Here is a 21,435-nt window from a genome sequence, read left to right as displayed (position 1 = left end):
GTAACTAAAACGTTAACGGTGTAAAATATGGAATGCGTTTACCTAAGACATTTCAGATTACTGATAAAGCCGCTGGGATTTTAAAAGAGTGGTGCCGATCAACAACCCTTCCTCATGGCCAGATCATGAGAGCCAAGATTATTTTACAACTCAGTGAAGGGATGACACCGATGGAAGTTGCAACTGCCCAAAGGACATCAGCGAAGACAGTGCACCGCTGGCGAAATCGATTTGAGGCCGAAGGCGTTGATGGACTACTTGAAAGAGTCCGTTGCGGACGTCCTACGGTCATAGACAAGGCGACTGTCGACAAAGTTCTATTTCTGACCACAAAAAGAATTCCACAGGAATCTACACATTGGAGCATCGAGTTAATGTCTCGATACGCAGAAGTGACACCTTGGCAGGTTCGTCAGATCTGGAAGGCTGCAGATCTGCGTCCACACCGGCTGAAAACGTTTAAGATCAGTAATGATCCTGAGTTCGCTGATAAAGTCATTGATATTGTCGGTCTGTATATGAATCCTCCTGAGAATGCAGTTATTCTCAGCGTGGATGAGAAGACGCAGATTCAGGCATTGGATCGTACCCAACCTGGACTACCATTGAATCCGAGCCGGATCGGCAGTCGCACTCATGATTACAAAAGACACGGCACCACCAGTCTTTATGCTGCATTTAACACACTGACTGGAAAAGTGATTGGCAAAGTTTCGGATCGAACGAACAGCAAAAAATTTCTATCTTTTCTGAAACTACTTGATAGACGCACGCGTGCAGACCGAGAATTGCACATCATTATGGATAATCTGAGTGCTCACAAGACAGAGGCTGTTCGAGAATGGGTGGCCTCCCGACCGCGCATCCACCTTCATTTTACGCCAACCAGTTCATCATGGCTCAATGCCGTGGAAGGCTGGTTCTCGCAACTTGAGCGACGTGCGTTATACCGAGGGGTGTTCACCAGCGTTCCAGAACTAAAGACTGAGTTGGAGCGGTTCATCAAGGTTCATAACAGGGAGAGCGCAAAACCCTTTAAATGGACTAAACCTGCCAGCCACATTCTGGCGGCTGTTGGGCGTGCAAAGAAATCATTACAGAATTAACCGCATGTCCCACTAGGCGGGAGATTGGTATAAAAAGGCCCTGGATGTATGTATACAAGTTGGGAGCCAGTCTACCATCATCCAATCATATTATGACCTTTTCTATATTCAGCTGGTATCTGGCGATATTGCCAGTGACGTGCAGAACCAGGAAGAGGCCAGGAACTGGTATATCAAGGCGGTGCAGACAAGTGAGGAATTTATAGGGGACGCTGCAAACACATCACACCTGCAGTTGGCTGCCATTTCGTATGAGAATATTGGAGATATTTGCAGTCAAAATGATGAGCATCATGATGCCGGGAAATGGTATGGCAAGACCCTGGCCATTCACCTGCACCTGCGTGAGCGGTCGCATGACAATGTGCTCGATCTTTGCCGCTTGTATGAGAAATCAGGAACGAACGAGGTGCATCTTGGTGAAATGGAAAAGGGCTGGACTGGTATACGCAGGGATTGTCGTTGATTGAGAGCAAGGAGGGCCACGAGAGATATGAACTCGTGCGGGAAGCCCTTCAGTCTAAGGTTCTCAATCTCAGTAGTGCTGTGGAAAAATTATCCCGATCAACCTGGCTGGATCTGGCAATTGGAATATTCAGGAATGCTGCAGCAGGCGCAGGCATGGATGCTTCAAGTGAAGAACAGCAACAGCAGTTAACGAAATTACAAGCAATGTCCACGGAAGTTTATAGTAGATGGGAAACAGCGAATGATTTCCGTGATGATATGGATATGGGACTCCTGCAGCATTCCGCAGATATTTTGCGGGACATAGCAGAGGTTTTCAGTCATACAGGCACAGATCAGGATAATGATATTATCGGTCTTTATCTCATTGCCGGAGAGATAGCTAACAAACTGGAAACAGATCCCTATGCAAGCATGGACTTCGCTGAAGATGAAGAGGTCTGAAATATCTGCGTGAGTCGAGTGGCGTGCTGGACGGTCTCTGTATTCTGGGTGTCCAGGAGATAATCTGCGGTAAAACTACTGGATAAGATAAATCCATTACCAAGGTCAGCCCTTTCAATCCGCCGAAGGTGAGGAGGCGGATGCGTTGGCAGGCGTTCCCGTGGCACTATTCTCCGTGGAGGTCACCTGAGCGAAGGAAAATCCCACTCTTATTTCATTACAAAAATAGCGGTTAATCATTATACTGTCTGCCAATTTCCGCTGAATGGATAACGCATGAAAATCGACTATAACAGTCCCGTCGCTGCGACCCGCGAAATCTATTGGGTTGGTTTCTACGATGAGGCGGCCCAGTTGCACTGCAATCCCTATCTGATCATCGATGAAGAGGACATTGTCTTCATCGACCCCGGCTCCATCCCCCACTTTCCGGTGGTGATGCGCAAGGTAATGGAGCTGGTCAATCCGGAGGATATCACCTACATCATCGCCCAACATCAGGATCCGGATGTCTGCGGGAACCTGGCTGTGGTGGAAGATGTCATTAACCGTAACGATCTGAAGATCGTCGGCCATAGCAACAGCCTTCGCCTGATACGTCACCTGGGCCTGCGTTCTGAGCTCTACCCGGTGGATGAGCATGACTACGCGCTGACCCTGAAAAGCGGACGCCGACTGGAGTTTCTCTTCACCCCCTACCTCCACTCACCCGGCGCCATCGTCACCTACGACACCAAAACCCGCAGCCTTTTTACCAGCGATATCTTTGCCGCCATCTCCCAGGATTGGTCGCTGTTTGCCGAAGGTGACTTTCTTTCGCCAATGGTTCCATTCCACCAGAACTATATGCCGAGCAATCAGATTCTCAAACACTGCATGGAGAGATTTGAAAAGATGGATCTGGACCGAATCCTGCCGCAACACGGCTCCATCCTCGAAGGCCGTGACATCCAACGGGCTATCGATCATCTCAAGGCCCTTCCCTGTGGCATCGATCTGATTGATACCGGACCCGACCAATGACAGAGAACATTGTTCAGGTCGGTTCACAGCATGTCGCCGACGTCCAGGATATCAACAAAAACCTGGTGGAGAAGACCCTGCGCATGCGCTGTCTCGCCTATCTCTCCCAAGTCAAATCCCAGCTGCTGATTGAGACCATCCATGACATGAACAACAGCCGCCAGGAGCTGGCTGATCTGTCAACCGACCTGGCGGAACGCACCAAGAAGGCGGAGAAGCAGAGACAGATCATCGAACGGGAGCTGCAAAAGCTGGGAGAGCAGAACAAGGCACTCGAAGTCGACCGGGATCTGCTCGAGTTGAAGGTCGAGGAACGCACCGAGGCGTTTGAAAAACTGGCCCACTACGACTCACTGACCAGCCTGCCCAACCGTTTTCTCTTCAATGACCGATTGAAGCATGCCCTGGCCCGCGCTGACAGGGAAAGCAGTAAAGTCGGCCTGCTGCTCATCGATCTGGACCGTTTCAAGAACATCAACGACACCGCAGGCCACCCGGTTGGAGACGAACTGCTCAGGCAGGTCGGACAACGTATCCTGCTTAGTCTGCGTACTGAGGATACTCTGGCCCGTCTGGGAGGTGATGAATTTGCCGTCATCCTGGAGAGCATCGAACATAATGAATTGACCGCTCATGTTGCACATAAGATCCAGCAGAATCTTCTACCGCCTTTTGAGCTGACGCAGGACAGTATCTATCTGACCGCCAGCATCGGCATCAGCCTCTACCCTGGAGATGCCGACGACCCTGTTACCCTGCTGAAAAATGCCGACACCGCCATGTACCGGGCTAAGGCGGAAGGTAAAAACACATTCCATTTTTACACCAGGGAGCTGACTGCTTCGGCCAACTCACGCTTCTCACTGGAAAATCAACTGCGCCTGGCCCTGAAACGCGATGAATTTGAACTTTTCTATCAGCCCCAGTTTGACCTGAACAGCGGCCGGATATCAGGGGCTGAGGCGCTGATTCGCTGGAATCATTCTGAGCGCGGCCTGGTCTCTCCAGCCGATTTCATCTGGCTGGCGGAAGAGACCGGAATGATCATTCCCATCGGCGCATGGGTCATTAAATCAGCCTGCCACCAAGCCAAAAAATGGTTCGACGAAGGACGCTTGAAAGGTCGCATTTCGGTCAACCTATCCGCACTTCAGATAATGCAGGAGGAGACCTATTCGGTCGTCAGACAGGCACTGGAGGAGAGCGGACTTTCTCCCGACCGGTTGGAACTTGAGATCACGGAAAGCGCCCTGATCGGCCAGCACGAGAAGGTCAGCCTGGTCGCCGATGCCTTCAAATCATTGGGCATCTCCCTGGCTATCGATGACTTTGGTACCGGTTATTCATCCCTGGCCTACCTGAAACGCTTCCACATCGACCGCCTCAAGATCGACCGCTCCTTCGTTCGCGACATCCCTGGAGACCCCAACGACATGGCCATCATCCGCGCCATCATTGCTATGGGCCACACACTGGGACTCTCAATCGTTGCCGAAGGAGTGGAGACGGAGGCCCAGGCCAACTTTCTCACCGGCGTCGGTTGTAATGACGTTCAGGGATATTTCTACGGCAAGCCCGTCCCCTGTGACCAGTTCCAGATTTAAGCAGTCTGCGCTTTAGGCCACTGCACGGATTCAGGTTAAAGTAGGCCACTCTGCATTCAGCGCCAACCGGGTAGTCAACACCGTGAAACTCAAAATTATCGCCATCAGCCTGCTGCTGACCCTTCTGGTTGCATGCGCCACAAGCCCCACCGGCCGCAGGCAGTTCATGATCGTCTCGGAGGACCAGGCCATCGCCTCGTCTAAAACGGCCTATGTGCAGATGCTCAAACCCTACGCGGACGAGGGCAAGCTGGATAACGACCCGAAACTCAAGGCACGGGTTCATAAAATCACGGCACGCCTCATTGCCCAAGCGGTGATAATGCGCCCGGAAACAAAGGACTGGGAATGGAGCATGAAGATTCTCGACGATCCTGAAACAGTCAATGCCTGGGCGATGGCTGGGGGAAAGATGGCGCTCTATACCGGACTGGTTGAGCAGATTGAACCCTCGGATGATGAACTGGCTCAGGTGTTGGGCCACGAGATCAGCCATGCATTGGCCAAACATTCGGCGGAAAAGATGTCGGTTGCGATGGCCACCTCCCTTGGCGTACTTGCCATAGGCATCGCATCGGACAACCGGGGCGCCACCATGGCGGGTGCGGCGGTCGCGGCGAAGCTGGCCATAGATCTGCCCAACAGCCGTACCGCAGAGACCGAGGCGGATCGGATCGGCATCGAACTTGCCGCCAAGGCCGGCTACGACCCCAGGGCCGCCGCCACGCTTTGGGAGAAGATGGGCAAACTCTCGGAGAGCCGCCCGCCACAGTTTCTCAGTACTCATCCCGCTCCGGAAAACCGCAAAGAGACTCTCTCCCGACTGGCCACCGAAATGATGCCCTACTACACGGCCAAGGGAGAGCGCCCAAGTTTCGATTTCTGATAGTATCTCCGTCCACCACAGAGAAATGACACAGGAATCCAGCATGTCCACAGCCAACGGCACACTCTACATCCTCTCCGCCCCGTCCGGCGCAGGCAAAACAAGCCTGCTCAAGGCACTGCGGGACCAGGACAGTGAGTTGATGGTTTCGGTCTCTCATACCACCCGCGCCAAACGTCCCGGCGAAGAGGATGGCGTCCACTACCATTTCACCGATCACGCCAGCTTCCTGCACATGATCGAAAGCAAGGCATTTCTGGAGCACGCCGAGGTATTCGGCAACTTCTACGCCACCGCCGAGTCCGAGGTTCGTTCAAAATTGGAGACCGGACAGGAGCTGGTTTTGGAGATCGATTGGCAGGGCGCGCAACAGGTACGCAAATTCTTTCCCGAGGCCGTCTCCATCTTTATCCTGCCGCCCAGCCTGGCAGCCCTGCGGGAACGCCTCGACGGACGGGGCCAGGACGACGAATCGATCATCCAGGCCCGCATGCAGGAGGCGGTTAGTGAGATGTCTCACTATGCCGAGTTCGACTATCTGGTCATCAATGATGATTTTGAAACGGCTCTCGCTGAGCTAAAGGGCATCATCACCACCCACCGTCTCCATCTCCCTGGACAGCAGGCACGCCACGCGGAACGCATCAGGTCGCTGCTCGGGGAAGTTTAGGGACTCCCACATCCTACACAAGTTGGCCAGTTACGGAGATGGGGCTAAAATAGCGTTTTTTCCAGAAACCCAGGCCATCCATGACCGGCAAACTCTACATCAAGACCTTCGGCTGCCAGATGAACGAATACGACTCCGCCCGTATGGCGGATGGTTTACGCGAGGCGGAAGGTCTGCAGATCACCAATAAGCCGGAAGAGGCGGACGTACTGCTGCTTAATACCTGTTCGATACGGGAAAAGGCGCAGGAGAAGGTCTTCTCGCAACTTGGCCGCTGGCGCCCCTGGAAAGAGAAGAACCCGAACCTGATCATCGGTGTCGGCGGCTGCGTCGCCAGTCAGGAGGGCGAGGCGATCCGCGAGCGGGCGCCCTATGTGGATCTGATTTTCGGCCCTCAGACACTGCACCGCCTGCCACAAATGATCAGGGAGGCACGTACCGAGCACCATCCGGTGGTGGATGTCTCCTTCCCCGAAATCGAAAAGTTCGACCGTCTGCCGGAGCCACGGGCAGAGGGTCCGACCGCGTTCGTCTCCATCATGGAGGGCTGCTCGAAATACTGCACCTACTGTGTCGTCCCCTTCACCCGCGGTGAGGAGATCAGCCGTCCCTTCGACGATGTGATCGCCGAGGTGGCCGGGCTTGCCGCCCAGGGGGTGCGCGAGGTCAATCTGCTGGGACAGAACGTCAACGCCTATCTGGGCGCCATGCACGACGACGAAAACGCCGATCTGGCGCTACTGATCGAATATGTTGCGGCCATCGACGGCATCGACCGCATCCGCTTCACCACCTCCCATCCTCTTGCCTTCTCTGATCGCCTGATCGATGTCTACGGCGAGGTGCCGGAGCTGGTCAGTTTCCTGCACCTGCCGGTACAGTCCGGCTCCGACCGGGTGCTGGCGATGATGAAACGCGGCCATATGGCCGTCGAATACAAGACCAGGATTCGCCGCTTGCGGGAGGTCCGCCCCAACATCACCATCTCATCCGATTTCATCGTCGGCTTTCCCGGTGAGACAGAGGCCGACTTCGAAGAGACCCTGAAACTGATCGAGGAGATCGGCTTCGACAACTCCTACAGCTTCATCTACAGTCGCCGCCCCGGCACGCCGGCAGCGGATCTGCCCGACGATGTTCCGTTGGCGGTCAAACAGCAGCGTCTGGAACGGCTGCAGCAGTTGATCAATACCCAGGCCCAGCGCATCAGCCGCCAGATGGTGGGGACCCTGCAGCGGGTTCTGGTGGAACGCCCCTCCCGCAAAGACCCGAAGCAACTGGCCGGCCGCACCGAAAACAACCGGGTGGTTAACTTCAGCGGGCCGGCTGAACTGATTGGTGAATTCGTCGATCTGCGCATTACAGAGGCACTACCCAATTCGCTGCGTGGTGAAATCGAACAGACTCTGGCGGAACAAAGCGCAAATTTGGGATAAACTTAATTCCCGAGAAGGAAACGATTCCGGAGCAACAGATGAGCGGAGAGAACAAGGGCGGCAACACACAGATCATCGTCGCACTGATCGGCCTTGCCGGTATACTGGGAGGTGGGGTTATCGCCAACTGGGACAAGATCTTCCCGCCTGCGCAGCAATCCAAAACGGTGGTGGTAGAACCGATCAAACCGCAAGTCAGCCAACCGAAGGCTGACCCACAGCCGGTAGCGCAACCTACAAGAAAAGATCCAGTCACCTATCTTGCCAAAACGCAAAGAAAACCAACCCCGCCTCCAGTGCCTAAACTGTTTCACGGCAGCTACACAGGTATCATGACTGAAGGCTCTGAAAGCATCAGCATTCAGTTCACCCTGCAACAAACGGGCAATCGTGTGACCGGGAGTTATTCCGGTGGAGCGGAGAACGGTAAATTGCAAGGCACTGTGAACGGCAATATCCTGACCTACAGCTGGCAGGCGGGAGAATACGCCGGCAGGGGCATCACGGTAGCCGAGGATAATCGGATCGTCGGAACCTGGGGATACGGTGATGCAATCAGCGGCGCTGGTGAAACCATTGCCCAAAAAAACGTACTACGTTGAGTTCATAGTACGTAGGCCGGACCAAGCGTAGCGGATCCGGCAACAGTATCTGGCTGGCTGTGGCAATTGCAGTTAGACTATCCGCTCTTGACTAAAATCCTCTCCAACCCGGTATCTCCTTTGTCTGACCATCCCGATTCTCTCGATTTCTCCCTCGAACCTGAAGATAACGAACGGCTTGCCAATGTCTGCGGCCAGCTCGATGAACATCTGCGTCAGATCGAACGCCGCCTGGGCATAGAGATCAGCAACCGGGGTTACCATTTTCGTCTGATTGGTGAAGCAGATGCCGTGCGTGGCGGCAAGCAGGTTTTGCAGAATCTCTATGGCGTTGCGCAAGATGAGATTCTCGACCCAAAACGTGTACATCTTTTCCTGCAGGAGTCCGGCATCGACGCACAGGTTCAGACAGACAAACCGGCTGATGTACCGGAGACGGTCATCAAGACCCGGCGGGGGCTGATACGCCCCCGGGGCCCCAATCAGCAGGAGTATCTGCACAAGATCCTGACTCACGACATCAACTTCGGCGTGGGCCCTGCCGGCACCGGCAAAACCTACCTGGCGGTCGCCTGCGCAGTGGAGGCCATGGAGCGGGACCAGGTGCGGCGTATCCTCCTGGTACGTCCTGCTGTGGAGGCTGGCGAGCGGCTCGGCTTCCTGCCCGGCGATCTGGCACAGAAGATAGATCCCTATCTGCGGCCACTCTACGATGCACTCTACGAGATGCTCGGCTTCGAGAAGGTCAGCAAGCTGATTGAGCGCAACGTCATCGAAGTGGCGCCACTTGCCTATATGCGAGGGCGCACCCTCAACGACGCCTTCATTATTCTGGACGAAGCCCAGAACACCACGCCGGAACAGATGAAGATGTTTCTCACCCGTATCGGCTTCGGTTCCACTGCCGTTATCACCGGCGATGTCACCCAGATCGACCTGCCACGCGGCCAGCGCTCGGGCCTGCGTCAGGCCGTTGAGGTTCTGGACCAGGTGGACGGCATCAGCTTCACCTTTTTCAATGCCCGCGATGTGGTGCGTCATCACCTGGTACAACGGATCGTTCGCGCCTATGACGACTTTGACCAAACAGGTGAAAGCGGAAAATCCGACAGTTGACCAAGGGACTTTTTCAGACGACTCTCCCTCCTCCCATGCACTTGGAAATTGAAATCCAACACGCCACCGAGACTCTCGATCTGCCGTCGAAGGAGGCATTCATCCAATGGGCTCAGGCGGCGTTGGTAAAGAGGACGAAAGCAGCAGAGGTGGTGATTCGCCTCGTCGATGAAACAGAAAGCCAGATGCTGAACCGTGATTATCGCGGCAAGGATCGTCCCACCAATGTACTCTCCTTCCCTTTCGAAGCTCCCCCGCAAGTTCCCAGTAACCTGCTGGGGGATCTGGTGATCTGCGCACCCGTGGTGATACGGGAGGCTGAAGCGCAGAACAAATCGGCCCTGTCCCACTGGGCACACATGACGGTACACGGGATGCTGCATCTGCAGGGATTCGACCATCTTGACGAAAATGATGCTGAGGTCATGGAGACCCGGGAGCGGCAGATCCTGTGCGGTTTGGGATTCAGAGATCCCTACGAGGAATCATCTCTGTGATTCAAACCGAACCCTACCGGTCCAGACTCCTCCAGTGGATCGAAACCGGGCCGGGCGCTCTGCTGGCGCTGCTTTCGGGTGCAGTAACCACCCTTGCCTTTGCACCTTTCGATATCTGGCCTCTGGCCATTGTCGGACCGGCGGTACTTTTCCTGCTCTGGCTGAAAAACAGGCGCTGGAGCGGTTTTCAGCTTGGACTCATCTACGGCATTGGCTTGATGGGCAGCGGCGTCTCGTGGCTGCACATCAGCATCGCCCAGTTCGGCAACCTCGGCTGGTTTCCACCTCTGTTGATCACCGCCCTCTTCGTCCTGATAATGGCCCTCTACTACGGCTTGGCCGGTTGGCTCGCAAGCCGTTTCGAAAACAGCACAAGCCTGCGCCTGCTGGCGATCTATCCCGCCATCTGGGTAGCCTCAGAGTGGTTTCGGGGCTGGTTTCTCAGCGGCTTTCCCTGGTTACAGCTCGGCCACTCACAGATCGACTCACCCCTTGCAGGTTATAGTCCACTACTGGGGGCGCTGGGCAGCAGCTGGGCTGCTGCACTCTCCGCCGGTCTGCTGCTGACGCTTGTTTTATCGGCTGGAAAATACCGGGCGGCACTCGCTGCCCTGCTACTCTGGAGCGTCGGCTGGGGTCTGCAGCAAGTATCCTGGACTCAACCCTACGGCGATCCTCTGCGGGTCGCTATGATCCAGGGCAATATTCCCCAGGAGAAGAAGTGGCAACCGGATCAACTGCTGGACACCCTGCGGCTCTACGCTACCGAGACCCGCATCCATCTAGACAACGATCTCATCATCTGGCCGGAAACTGCCATACCTGCCTTCCTTTCCCAGGTAGACGAACCATTTGTCCAGCCGCTTGAGTCCGCGCTGGAGAACAACGACGCTCATCTGGTATTTGGGGTGGTTCGAATGGATGAGGCGAGACAGACCTACTTCAACACCATGGTCAGCGCCGGTGGTCTGCGCGACTACTACTACAAACATCATCTGGTTCCTTTCACCGAGTTTCTGCCCTTCAAGTCGATACTCAATCCCCTCGTAAATTTCCTCACCATTCCGATGTCGGATTTTTCTGCCGGTACCTCAGCCAAGCCTTTGATGACTATCGGCAATCATCAGGTCGGCATGTCGATCTGTTACGAGGACGCCTTCGGCAATGAGATGATCCAGGCGTTGCCGGAGGCGGCCTATTTAATCAACGCCAGCAACGATGCCTGGTTCGGAGACTCTCTGGCACCTCACCAGCATCTGCAGATTGCCCGCATGCGAGCGCTGGAGACGGGACGTTATCTACTGCGCTCGACCAACACCGGCGTGTCTGCAATCATCGATCCTCATGGCGGCCTGGTTAAGGTTTCACCTCTGCTGAAAAAAGATGTCCTGCTGGGGGAGATACAGCCCATGTCCGGCAGCACACCCTATGCCAGCCTGGGCAATCTCCCGATCCTCACACTGCTGCTGATGAGTCTGATGTTCGCCTATCCCTGCGCGCATCGAAGACCAAGGCGATCAGATAGTTAGTGTCTTTCCGTAAACAAGCGAATAATTGTAGCAACTAACGTAGGGTGCGCCATGCGCACCAGAATCACCAGCTACAGCAATCATGGTGCGCACAGCGCACCCTACATAGAGACCAGCAATAAACGCCTATTCGGACTCAACGCCCAGAGACTGCAAACGCGTCTTCTTCTGATACTGTCGGTCCTGTTCGTACTTGATCACCTCTCGAAGCTGGAACACCGCCTCTTGTTCACTGCTCCAGAAATCCTGTCCCGCATCCTGCGGCGCTTCACTGTCGGCGCACCCCTGCAGTAGCGACAGCCCCAAGACCATCCACCATGCTGGAATTTTGATTTGAGACCAACAGGACATAAACTGGCTCTTCCATCACAACATTAAGAACGCATCGATGAAACTGCTTGATGAATCCGTCACCAACCAACTGATTGAAGACGCTCGCACCTCCCCCCGGTTGCGCGCCCATCACTGTTTTCACCCGAGTTCAGACTCCAGTGTACAGCGACTCGCCATGGCGATGCAGCCCGGTACCTACTATCGCCCCCACCGGCATGCAGATCCCGCCACGTGGGAGATGCTGATGGTGCTCCAGGGTGAGTTGGCCTATCTCACCTTTGACGACAATGGCGTACTGCTCAGCCGCACAGAATTGAAGGCCGGTGGACCGGTGCATGGCGTGGAACTGCCCGAGGGAGACTGGCACGGACTGGTAGCTCTGGCGCCCGACACAGTGGTGTTTGAATTCAAGAAGGGGCCGTTCAAACCCGTTGCAGAGAAGAATTTCGCCGCCTGGGCACCCCTTGAAAACTCAGCGGGGGCGGATCCAATGGAACAGTGGTACCGCACAGCGCAGCCCGGTGATCGTGTCCCAGCTTTGTGACACGGGTTCGTAGGCCTGATCAAGCCTGGCGGATAAGGCAATCACCCGGAAGAACAAACTGTGTTTGCCGGTTCCGCCAAGCTTGAACCGGCCTGCATTTTCTCTCCTCGTAACTCCCTTTTCTACCCCTCTGCAGACTCGCTGTTGACTTTCTCACAAAAAGTATTGAGAATCTTTCTCATTATCATTACGTACCGCGGAGTTCTATTTTCCCATGAGAAAGGCATCCCTCTCCATTACTTCCCTACTGGCGGCCCTGGTTGCTGCGACCTCACTCTCCAACACGGCCTTTGCCGCCGAAGAGGTCAACCTCTACTCAGCACGCAAGGAGGCGCTGATCAAGCCACTGCTTGACCGTTTCTCCGCGCAGACCGGCATACAGGTCAACCTGGTGACAGGCAAGGCCGATGCCCTGTTGAAACGGTTGCAACTGGAGGGCAGAAACAGTCCCGCAGACCTGCTCATCACCACCGATGCAGGGCGACTCTACCGGGCTAAAAGTTCCGGCGTGACCCAGAGTGTCTCCTCCATCAAGCTCAGGGATACCATTCCCGCCGCCTATCGTGACCCGGAGGGCCACTGGTTTGGACTCTCCCTGCGGGCACGCCCCATCATCTATGTCAAAGGCAAGGTGTCGGCAGACGAACTCTCCACCTATGAGGCACTAGCCGATCCAAAATGGGCTAAAAAGATCTGTATCCGCTCCTCCGGCAATATCTACAACCAGTCGCTGGTTGCCTCCATGCTCTCCCACGATGGCAAGGATGAAACCCAGGTCTGGGCCGACAGCCTGGTGAAAAATCTCGCCCGCAAACCCAAAGGCGGAGACCGCGACCAGATCAAGGCTGCAGCGGCAGGCCAGTGTGTCATCGCTATTGCCAACACTTACTATCTGGGCAAGATGATCAAAGGGAAAGATCAGTCACAACAGGCTGCAGCGCAAAAGGTCGCCATCTTCTGGCCCAACCAGTCCGATCGTGGCGCCCACGTCAACATCAGTGGGGTCACGTTGACCCAAGCCGCGATAAACAGGGCCAACGCCATCAGGCTGATGGAGTTCCTGGTCACACCTGAGTCACAGTCATGGTACGCCGAGGCCAACCATGAGTACCCGGTTCGAGAGGGGGTCGAGTGGAGTGACCTGCTCAAACAGTGGGGCAGCTTCAAGGCGGACCGGCTGAATCTGGCCAAACTCGGTCAGAATAATGCAGCAGCAGTGAGGATCATGGATCGAGCCGGGTGGAAGTAGCGACTCTCAGAACCACAGACCGTACGGCGCTACACCGGCCCGGCTTCTGGCAGGCTGGTGTATTGCTCTCTGCCCTGGTGCTGGCGCTGCCGGTCTTCACCGTCTTCAGCTTCATCTTCGTCCCTGCAGGGGAGGTCTGGAGCCACCTTGCAGAGACGGTACTCGCAGACTATCTGAGCAATTCGGCCCTGCTGGTTTTAGGCGTCGCATTCGGAGTGCTGCTGCTTGGTATCCCAACCGCCTGGGTCATCGCAGTCTACGACTTTCCCGGCCGCCGCTTTTTTGAATGGAGCCTGTTGCTGCCTCTGGCGATACCGGCCTACATCATTGCCTACACCTACACCGGTCTACTCGATTTTGCCGGTCCGCTTCAGACCGGGCTGCGTGACAGCTTCGGACTGGAGGTGGGAGACTACTATTTTCCTGAGGTCCGCTCCTTGGGCGGGGCAGTCATCATGCTCTCCCTGGTGCTCTATCCCTACGTCTTCATGATGGCGCGCAGCAGTTTTCTGGGGCAGTCGTCATCAACCCTTGAGGCAGGCCGCTCCTTGGGGGCTGGCCCGCTGAAGGTATTTCTCTCCATCGCCCTGCCCCTGGCCCGGCCCGCCATCGTCACCGGCCTCTCCCTGGCCCTGATGGAGACCCTGGCGGACTACGGCACAGTGCAGTATTTCGGTATCAGCACCTTCACCACAGGCATCTTCCGCACCTGGTTCGGCCTCAACGACAGCGCCGCCGCTGCCCAGCTTGCCGCGCTCCTGATGAGCTTTGTATTCATCCTGATTCTGCTGGAACACTATTCACGCCGCCGCCAGCGTTTCTATCAGACCGGTGGACGCCATCGCCACCCGGTCCATCACCCGCTCAGGGGCTGGCAGCGTTACGCGGCATTCAGCATCTGCGCAGTCCCTCTGCTCTTCGGCTTCCTTATACCGGCAGGTCAACTGTTGGTATGGGCGCTCTCCATCGCGGAAGAGGCAATCAACCTGAGCTTCCTGCAGCTGGCGGGTAACAGCCTGCTGTTGGCGAGCGCCGCCGCAATCTTCACCCTGATGCTGGCGCTCTTCCTGGGATATGGCCAGCGCCTCCACCCCTCGAAACCGGTAGCCATCGCAGTACGCTTTTCCGCCATGGGATACGCCATCCCCGGCACGGTGATCGCGGTGGGAGTGATGCTGCCTTTTGCCTGGTTCGACAATACCCTGGATGAGTGGATGCGCGGCACCTTCGACCTTTCCACCGGCCTGCTGCTCAGCGGCACTGTATTCGCGCTGCTCTTCTCCTATGCGGTGCGATTTCTTGCAGTCTCCCTGCAGTCGGTGGAGTCTGGCCTGTCGAAGATCACTCCCAATATGGATGATGCCGCACGCTCATTGGGACTGGCACCGGGAAAGGTATTGCGACGCATCCATCTGCCAATGATGCGCGGCGCACTGTTGACAGCCATGCTGCTGGTCTTCGTGGACGTACTGAAAGAGCTGCCTGCAACCCTGATTCTACGCCCCTTCAATTTCAACACCCTCGCCGTCAGAGCCTATGAACTCGCCTCGGACGAACGATTGGCCGATTCGTCCATCGCCGCCCTCTCCATTGTGGTAGTGGGTATTGTGCCGGTAATCCTGCTCAGCCGCGCCATCCGAAAATCCGGAGAGCCCCATGAATAAACTGCTGGCGCTCAACGATGTGCACATCGCCTACGAAAACATCGAAGTCGTAAAAGGGGTCACCTACGACCTGCAGGCCGGGGAGATCGGCTGTCTGCTAGGTCCATCCGGTTGCGGAAAAACCACTCTGTTGCGCGCCATCGCCGGATTCGAGCCGATCCGTGCCGGCAGTATTGACCTCAAACAGTCAACTGTGAGCCGCCCCGGTAAAATCCTCGCCCCCGAACAACGCCACATCGGCATGGTGTTTCAGGACTTCGCCCTCTTCCCCCATTTGAATGTGGCGGACAACATCGGCTTCGGTATCGCCGACCGACCCGGCAAGGAGCAGCGCAATCGCATCGAGTCACTGCTGCGACTGGTGGAACTGCCGGACGCCGGTTCGCTCTTTCCCCACCAACTCTCCGGCGGGCAGCAGCAGCGCATCGCCCTCGCCCGGGCGCTGGCACCGGAGCCGTCACTGCTGCTGATGGACGAACCCTTCTCCAGCATGGATGTGGACCTGCGGGAGAACCTGGCCAGAGAGGTGCGGGAGATACTGAAGCGCGAAGGTACCACTGCCCTCCTGGTCACCCATGACCAGCATGAAGCATTCGCCATGGCGGATCGGATCGCAGTGATGCAGTCCGGCTTCATCCAACAGTGGGACACCGCCTTCAACCTCTACCATACCCCTGCAAACCGCTTCGTGGCAGGTTTTATCGGCCAGGGTGCTCTACTGCCGGTGGTGAGGGACAACCGGGGCAGACTGATCAGTGAGCTGGGGCCAATACCGGTGGTCGGCACAGGGGTATCGAAAACCGGCAACATGGAAATACTGCTGCGACCCGACGACGTGGTCCGTCAGGCTGATGGCGTGACCACCGAAGTGACCGGCAAGGCGTTCCGCGGCGCGGATATCCTCTACCGGTTGAGATTACAGAGCGGTACTGAGATCCTCTACATCACCCACGGACGGGATAACTTTCCGCTGGGGGAAAGCCTCTCCGTGGGACTGGATCTGGATCACACGGTGCTGTTTCCTGTTGCAGAGTCAATTTAGCAATCATGGTGCGCGCGGCGCACCCTGCGTTCTGGTAGGGTGTGCTGTGCGCGCCGGAATAAGCAATCATGGTGCGTGGGTTGCACCCTACTTTCGTCACATTAAAGAAGCCACACCCCATGCCAACCACCACGACCTCCGAAACTTGATTTATGAACTATACCGTCAGTGAAACATCGCTTCAGGTTCGCAAGAAAAATATCCTGCTGGGCGCCTTTTTCAGTCTGTTGCTGGTTACCGCCATCGTTACCGGGCATATGCGATATCCCGAAACCTATGATGACGTACTGTTATGGTCCGTGGCCGCCTTTGTCGTCCTCGGCAACCTCATCAACTACTACCGCTACAAGCGCTACCTTCGCCTGGTCAGGGATCACCGGATCGAGATAGATGAGGATAAGGTCTTATTCTGGACCCATGGTGAGAAATCGGTACTGGATGTGAAGGATATCATCATGCTCACCTTCTACCGCCGTAAGGGAGAGCTTCAGCATATCCAGCTGAAGCTGAAGAGTAACCGGGGCATACGACTGGAGGGCTACGGAGAGCTGGAACAATTGGGCCGGACTATCGCCGACAGGATCCCCAAAGAACAGGTGATCGGCAGAGAACCGTGAGCGTTACGCATGCGGCAGACAAGGGACAAATGGAGATCTGCTCAAACCTATCGATTATCCAACCGATTGTAATCAAACAGCCCGGACTCAACGGGTGCGGCCTTTCTATAGGCGGTATGCAGCCGGTCACTGTAGTCCCAAAACCTGTCACTGGTGCGTCTGATGCCGAACCGGTCAAGCAGGTCACTGTAGTCGACCTCGTTGCTTAACGCTTCAACCTGGTCGATGAAGAGTGGCAGTTCCTCTCGGTCTATTCTGAGAAAACTGTTGGGATAAGCACCGATGAACCCCGGCACCACCGTAAGGGTATCCTCTTCCGGCAGTCGCGCCTTCTCCTCTTTGAACATGTGGGTGATGTTGATATGAGCATTGTTGTGGATCAGGGTGAAGTAGCGGCTCTCCCCTTCATTCAACCTGATCTCCATGAAACTGACCTGGGGCAGTAGTGAGGCCGTTAGCCCGTCCAGGCCCTGCAACCGTTCCATCTGCATCGCAATGTTCAATCCATCGCGCGCCCTGTCCAACCGATAACGGGATGCGTTATTCTCACCAAGATACTCCTTCAGCATGCCGAACAGCTCGCGCTTGGGATTATCTGTCAGATAGGTGATCCCGGTATCCTGATCAAAATTGATATGGCGCTCATCGATGAACTCCTTGACCTTGTCATGAGCGCCGCGATACCAGTAGTCCCACTGCTCCCTGCGGACCTCCCTGGGTAGCAGCATGAGAAAGTTGAATTCGCCGTCCATGCGCAGAAAATCCATATAGAGCCGGGTGTTCAGCTGGTGCCCCGCATTGCCATAGACATCGAAGCCGGCCACCAGCAGATAGTGAATCCGTTCGAACAGCGCATAACCGATGGCCCATGCGGTCTTGGGGTTCTCTCCCACCAGTCCTTCTACGACCGTCGCACTGTCAAAGTGGCGAAAGACCGTCAACGCCGCATTGCTATTGCCTCTCCAGGCAAGGTCGATATTGACATCCCCTGCATCGGGAAACTGCTCACGCATGTATTCCCGCTTCTCCTGCAGATAGGCCTTGCGGGATCTGGCGTACTTCAGCCAACTGAGCAGCGGGATCGAATTACTCTCATCCTGTGCAGGAAGACGAAGATCATTGCTCTCCTTGAGCAACAGCGCATTGCCTTCGTTTTGCATCACCGGACTGTCCGGATCAATGAAAAAGACCCAGAAATGGTCGTTGATTACGTTCAGGGCCACCTGTCCGCGGCAAACCGGCCCTTTGATGAAGCCGTTGATGAAGTGGCGAGCATCATCCAGCAGAAAACGGTAGCGTGCATCCACCGGCAGTTCAGAGAATGCAATGAAGGGATTGGACGCCTCCTTCACCGCATAAGAGGGCAGCCGGGTGACGGGGTAATCCGGTTGAATAAACAGCTCACCCAGCCGCACCAGTCGGGCTGGACTCAAGGCGTAGGGCAGGTGGGTCTTTGCCAGGATGGTTGTCTTCACCCGCGCCAGGCGATAGTAGACCCGATCGACACCCGGATCGTCATAAGGCCGGCGGGTCACGATCCGTTCAATGGACTCACCCGGCGGAGTGGCTGAGCGAACCAGCTTGAAGAATACCCGCCTGTCCAGATCCTCGAAATAGAGGTTGGCGACAAAAAGATGCTCGAAAAGGTAACGGCTCATCAATTGATGTTTCAGAGAGTCGCCGTTGAGAAAGCCCTCCCATGTCGAGATTCGCTGATGAATCTGATTTGACAGTGGTCTGCGCTGGCCCGGTTCAGCCCCCTGGGCGAGCCAGTTGAGCAGTGTCCTGTACTCCTCGTCAGCCAGTCCGGGCAGACCGTATGGCATGCCCCAGAGCGGGTAGATGGCACTAAAACCGGCGAATTCGCTCTGTTTGGGACACTGCTGATCGCGATCCAGTTTCAGATCAAAACTCTCAGACAGACGTTTTTCGTCCGGCAGGGGATGCAACTGTTTGAGTGCCAACATACCGGCCATTACACTGTTTTCCAGATTGGCCCTGGCACTCTTTTCCGCCTCGTTGAGAACCGGAAAAAAACCCTTTTCACGCCACTCCGTTGTTGTCTTGGCATCCTCGAAGAGGCGTGTGAGATTGGAAGAGATCAATCGAGTACCGTCATAGACCTCCTGCTTGCTGCCGCCTCTTGCCAATCCTTCATAGGCGCTCAGTTTGAGCTGGCAAGGGGCGTCGTAACAGCCATGACAGACCACACAGCGCTGCTCCAGGATCGGTTTGACCTGCTGCCGGTAATCGACCGGGGGTTGGTTTTTCGTTGTTTCCAGCATCTCTGCGAAGAGCGGCGTGAGGTCCGGCGTTTCAATTTGCGGACGCGATACCTGCCCACACGCGGAGAGAAAGAAAAGTGCAACAATTGGATACAACCAGGGCATGACTACAACTCTCTTCCTGAGATGAACTAACTCAACGTGCCAACCAACATCACACGACTTCAGAACCTAGGAGGCTGTCGGGTTTATCAGTTTGAAGCGAAAATCACTGGGGGCGAATCAAATCAGTTTATCGAACGAGGCGAATAGTGGGCCTATTTAACGAGTTTGATAAGCTGAGTTGATCGCCATCCAGGGATTTGCAGCCAAACAGTGTTAAATCCGACAACCTCCTTGGGTGCAACCCGCGCACCATGATAGCTCAAGCCACTTCAGCAGACGAGACCACCTTCGCTCCAGTCAAATCAGCAATCTGTTTATGTACTCCCCATACTGGGGTTCATCTTGACCGGCATAGTTCAAGTTCTTGAACAGGCCGGTCAATCGGGTGAAATGGCCGCGCGCCTCATCCTTGTCGGTGAAGGCATAGGTGTTGCCGACAATCTCATAGACCTGATTAAATATCTCCGCCTGGCGCTCCAGTGTGGAATTGGAATCCACCTTGTCGAACGCATCCTGCTGCAGGAAAACCATATCGAGAAAAAGGGCCTTCTGCTGCCAGACAAAATCCTCCAGGGTAATACCCTCCTCGCCGGTCATCTGCATCATCTGGGTGACACGCTCCCCCCTTGCCAGCAGGTCGGTCATCTCCGCCACCCGGTTACTCCATCCCGAGGATACATTCAACTCATACCAGGGACGCAGCTGTTCATGGTAGCGGGACCAGGAGAGCAGGGGATCGACAGCCGGATAGAATCGTTTGTAGGCCCGTTCCGCACTCAGGCCGAGAAAACATTTGACTGTGCCCAAGGTCGACTGGGTGACCGGCTCCTCGAAGTTGCCTCCGGCCGGTGAGACGGTGCCGATCATGGTCAGACTGCCCACCGAGCCGTCGTTGGTCTGCATCATGCCGGCCCGCTCGTAGATACCCCGCACGGATGAATCGAGATAGGCGGGAAAGGCCTCCTCACCCGGGATCTCCTCCATACGGCCAGAAGTCTCGCGCATCACCTGAGCCCAGCGGGAGGTGGAGTCAGCGATCAGCAGCACATCGAATCCCATCTGCCGATAGTATTCCCCCAGGGTGATGCCGGTATAGATCGAGGCCTCCCGCGCCGCCACAGGCCACTACAATCACCACGTCCACTGCCGAAAAACGGGAAATGAGGCTCTGCAGGACCGTTTTCCCGGCACCGAACGGGCCGGGAATACAGCCGGTGCCGCCATGGGCGATGGGGAAGAAAGTGTCGATCAAGCGCTGCCCGGTGATCAAAGGCTCATCGGGAAAGAGCCGTTTGCTGCTGCCTCGCCGGGTCAGCCGCTCCGGCAGCACCCGGCGTACCGGCCACTCCTGCGCCAAAGTGACCGCTCGCTCCCGGCACTTTTGGTCCCGGATCCGCGCCACCGGAATGTCCACCGTGAAGGTCCCCTGCTGAATCCAGCTCACCGTCACCTCGTCCCGTTCACCGAACGGCACCATGATCTTGTGGGTAAAGCGTCCTTCCTGCACTGTGCCAAGGGTATCACCAGGACGCAGCACCGCGCCGGTCTCCACACAGGGCAAGAAGGACCAGTGGCTGGTCTGATCCAGGGCGGGCAGATCCACGCCGCGAGGCAGAAAGTTACCGAAATTGATGGAGAGACCTTCAAGGGGATTCTGCAGACCATCGTATACCTGCCCCAGCAGGCCCGGACCCAGAGTAACCGAAAGCATCCTGCCGGACTACTCCACGGGATCGCCAATACCAACCGCCCGGGTGCTCTCAAAGACCTGTGCCACTGCACGGCGCCCCTCGACCCGCAACACCTCTGCCTTGAGGCGCTCCTGTCTGCCTTCAGCCTGCCGGTGCGGCAGAACATAGATCACTTCATTCTTCACCAGCGGCTGGACACCGGTTTCCGGCACCTCGATGGTGATAATGTCCTCCTGGACGGCGACCACCTCGGCCAATTTGTCGGCATCGGTCATGTCTGAAGATCCCATTTTTCGACAATAACTCACGGATTGACAACGAATCGTAATCCGAGCCAGTACTATTTAAGGTACTGCCACGGGAGCGGATTTTCCAGCCACAGTATAGACGTCACAGGGTATATCCGCCCATACACGGCGGCATTTCCAATCACGGATCAAACAGCAATCTTACCCTTCCACTGAAATATTCCCAATTGACGACCCCGTTCACTATCTGACTCAATTTTGACTGCTACACTTGGT

The 21,435-nt window shown here is 55.9% G+C and carries 19 protein-coding genes and 1 pseudogene; 17 read left to right on the top strand and 3 right to left on the bottom strand.

Features of this window, described 5'->3' with window-relative positions; all coding sequences use genetic code 11:
- Positions 1–32: 32 nt before the first annotated feature.
- The 12 genes from HPY30_11665 (at position 33) to lnt (ending at position 11,381) form a co-directional block, all read left to right on the top strand.
- A complete protein-coding gene (locus HPY30_11665) occupies positions 33–1,106 on the top strand; it encodes an IS630 family transposase (protein ID QYZ66581.1) in 1,074 nt (357 codons plus the stop codon).
- A 139-nt stretch (positions 1,107–1,245) separates the two neighbouring features.
- Positions 1,246–1,572, top strand: coding sequence for a hypothetical protein (locus HPY30_11660; GenBank protein QYZ66580.1), 327 nt, complete (start codon positions 1,246–1,248; stop codon positions 1,570–1,572).
- A complete protein-coding gene (locus tag HPY30_11655) occupies positions 1,569–2,018 on the top strand; it encodes a hypothetical protein (GenBank protein ID QYZ66579.1) in 450 nt (149 codons plus the stop codon). Before HPY30_11660 ends, HPY30_11655 begins: the two co-directional genes overlap by 4 nt.
- A gap of 276 nt (positions 2,019–2,294) precedes the next feature.
- Positions 2,295–3,041: an MBL fold metallo-hydrolase gene (locus tag HPY30_11650; GenBank protein ID QYZ66578.1), complete on the top strand. Its 747-nt coding sequence runs from the start codon at positions 2,295–2,297 to the stop codon at positions 3,039–3,041.
- Positions 3,038–4,645 carry an EAL domain-containing protein gene (locus tag HPY30_11645; GenBank protein ID QYZ66577.1) on the top strand — a complete coding sequence of 536 codons (1,608 nt, stop codon included), beginning with the start codon at positions 3,038–3,040 and terminating at the stop codon, positions 4,643–4,645. The genes HPY30_11650 and HPY30_11645 overlap by 4 nt, the downstream gene beginning before the upstream one ends.
- A 166-nt stretch (positions 4,646–4,811) precedes the next feature.
- The gene (locus HPY30_11640) at positions 4,812–5,531 is read left to right on the top strand and encodes a M48 family metallopeptidase (protein QYZ68020.1); all 720 of its coding nucleotides are present in this window, start codon (positions 4,812–4,814) and stop codon (positions 5,529–5,531) included.
- A gap of 43 nt (positions 5,532–5,574) precedes the next feature.
- Positions 5,575–6,201: a guanylate kinase gene (gmk, locus tag HPY30_11635; GenBank protein ID QYZ66576.1), complete on the top strand. Its 627-nt coding sequence runs from the start codon at positions 5,575–5,577 to the stop codon at positions 6,199–6,201.
- Positions 6,202–6,281: 80 nt separating this feature from the next.
- A complete protein-coding gene (gene miaB / locus HPY30_11630) occupies positions 6,282–7,637 on the top strand; it encodes a tRNA (N6-isopentenyl adenosine(37)-C2)-methylthiotransferase MiaB (protein QYZ66575.1) in 1,356 nt (451 codons plus the stop codon).
- Between the two features lie 38 nt (positions 7,638–7,675).
- Complete coding sequence (locus tag HPY30_11625) at positions 7,676–8,239, top strand: hypothetical protein (protein QYZ66574.1); 564 nt, start codon at positions 7,676–7,678, stop codon at positions 8,237–8,239.
- Positions 8,240–8,359: 120 nt separating this feature from the next.
- On the top strand, positions 8,360–9,355 hold the full coding sequence (locus HPY30_11620) for a PhoH family protein (GenBank protein ID QYZ66573.1): 996 nt from the start codon (positions 8,360–8,362) through the stop codon (positions 9,353–9,355).
- 35 nt (positions 9,356–9,390) lie between these two features.
- Positions 9,391–9,852 carry an rRNA maturation RNase YbeY gene (gene ybeY / locus HPY30_11615; GenBank protein ID QYZ68019.1) on the top strand — a complete coding sequence of 154 codons (462 nt, stop codon included), beginning with the start codon at positions 9,391–9,393 and terminating at the stop codon, positions 9,850–9,852.
- Positions 9,853–9,890: 38 nt separating this feature from the next.
- Positions 9,891–11,381 carry an apolipoprotein N-acyltransferase gene (gene lnt, locus HPY30_11610; protein ID QYZ68018.1) on the top strand — a complete coding sequence of 497 codons (1,491 nt, stop codon included), beginning with the start codon at positions 9,891–9,893 and terminating at the stop codon, positions 11,379–11,381.
- A gap of 126 nt (positions 11,382–11,507) precedes the next feature.
- Here the strand turns inward: lnt and HPY30_11605 are convergent, their stop codons facing one another.
- Positions 11,508–11,693 (bottom strand): hypothetical protein, encoded by a 186-nt coding sequence (locus HPY30_11605; protein ID QYZ66572.1) that lies wholly within the window; start codon positions 11,691–11,693, stop codon positions 11,508–11,510.
- A gap of 76 nt (positions 11,694–11,769) precedes the next feature.
- Between HPY30_11605 and HPY30_11600 the strand changes: the two genes are divergently transcribed.
- The 5 genes from HPY30_11600 (at position 11,770) to HPY30_11580 (ending at position 16,830) form a co-directional block, all read left to right on the top strand.
- Positions 11,770–12,258, top strand: a complete 489-nt coding sequence (locus HPY30_11600; GenBank protein QYZ66571.1) for a WbuC family cupin fold metalloprotein — start codon at positions 11,770–11,772, stop codon at positions 12,256–12,258.
- A gap of 214 nt (positions 12,259–12,472) precedes the next feature.
- Positions 12,473–13,507, top strand: a complete 1,035-nt coding sequence (locus tag HPY30_11595) for a Fe(3+) ABC transporter substrate-binding protein (GenBank protein ID QYZ66570.1) — start codon at positions 12,473–12,475, stop codon at positions 13,505–13,507.
- Positions 13,498–15,171, top strand: coding sequence for an iron ABC transporter permease (locus HPY30_11590; protein QYZ66569.1), 1,674 nt, complete (start codon positions 13,498–13,500; stop codon positions 15,169–15,171). Before HPY30_11595 ends, HPY30_11590 begins: the two co-directional genes overlap by 10 nt.
- A complete protein-coding gene (locus tag HPY30_11585) occupies positions 15,164–16,213 on the top strand; it encodes an ABC transporter ATP-binding protein (protein ID QYZ66568.1) in 1,050 nt (349 codons plus the stop codon). Before HPY30_11590 ends, HPY30_11585 begins: the two co-directional genes overlap by 8 nt.
- 152 nt (positions 16,214–16,365) lie before the next feature.
- On the top strand, positions 16,366–16,830 hold the full coding sequence (locus HPY30_11580) for a hypothetical protein (protein QYZ66567.1): 465 nt from the start codon (positions 16,366–16,368) through the stop codon (positions 16,828–16,830).
- A 47-nt stretch (positions 16,831–16,877) separates the two neighbouring features.
- Here the strand turns inward: HPY30_11580 and HPY30_11575 are convergent, their stop codons facing one another.
- Both HPY30_11575 and HPY30_11570 read right to left on the bottom strand, forming a co-directional pair.
- The gene (locus HPY30_11575; GenBank protein ID QYZ66566.1) at positions 16,878–19,220 is read right to left on the bottom strand and encodes a fatty acid cis/trans isomerase; all 2,343 of its coding nucleotides are present in this window, start codon (positions 19,218–19,220) and stop codon (positions 16,878–16,880) included.
- A 297-nt stretch (positions 19,221–19,517) separates the two neighbouring features.
- Positions 19,518–21,186 (bottom strand): annotated as a pseudogene (locus HPY30_11570) (V-type ATP synthase subunit A).
- Positions 21,187–21,435: the final 249 nt, after the last annotated feature.

The organism is Gammaproteobacteria bacterium (ex Lamellibrachia satsuma) (assembly GCA_019623805.1).
In the GTDB taxonomy this organism is placed as follows: Bacteria; Pseudomonadota; Gammaproteobacteria; order Chromatiales; family Chromatiaceae; genus QGON01.
This window is presented reverse-complemented; position numbering and strand designations above follow the sequence as displayed.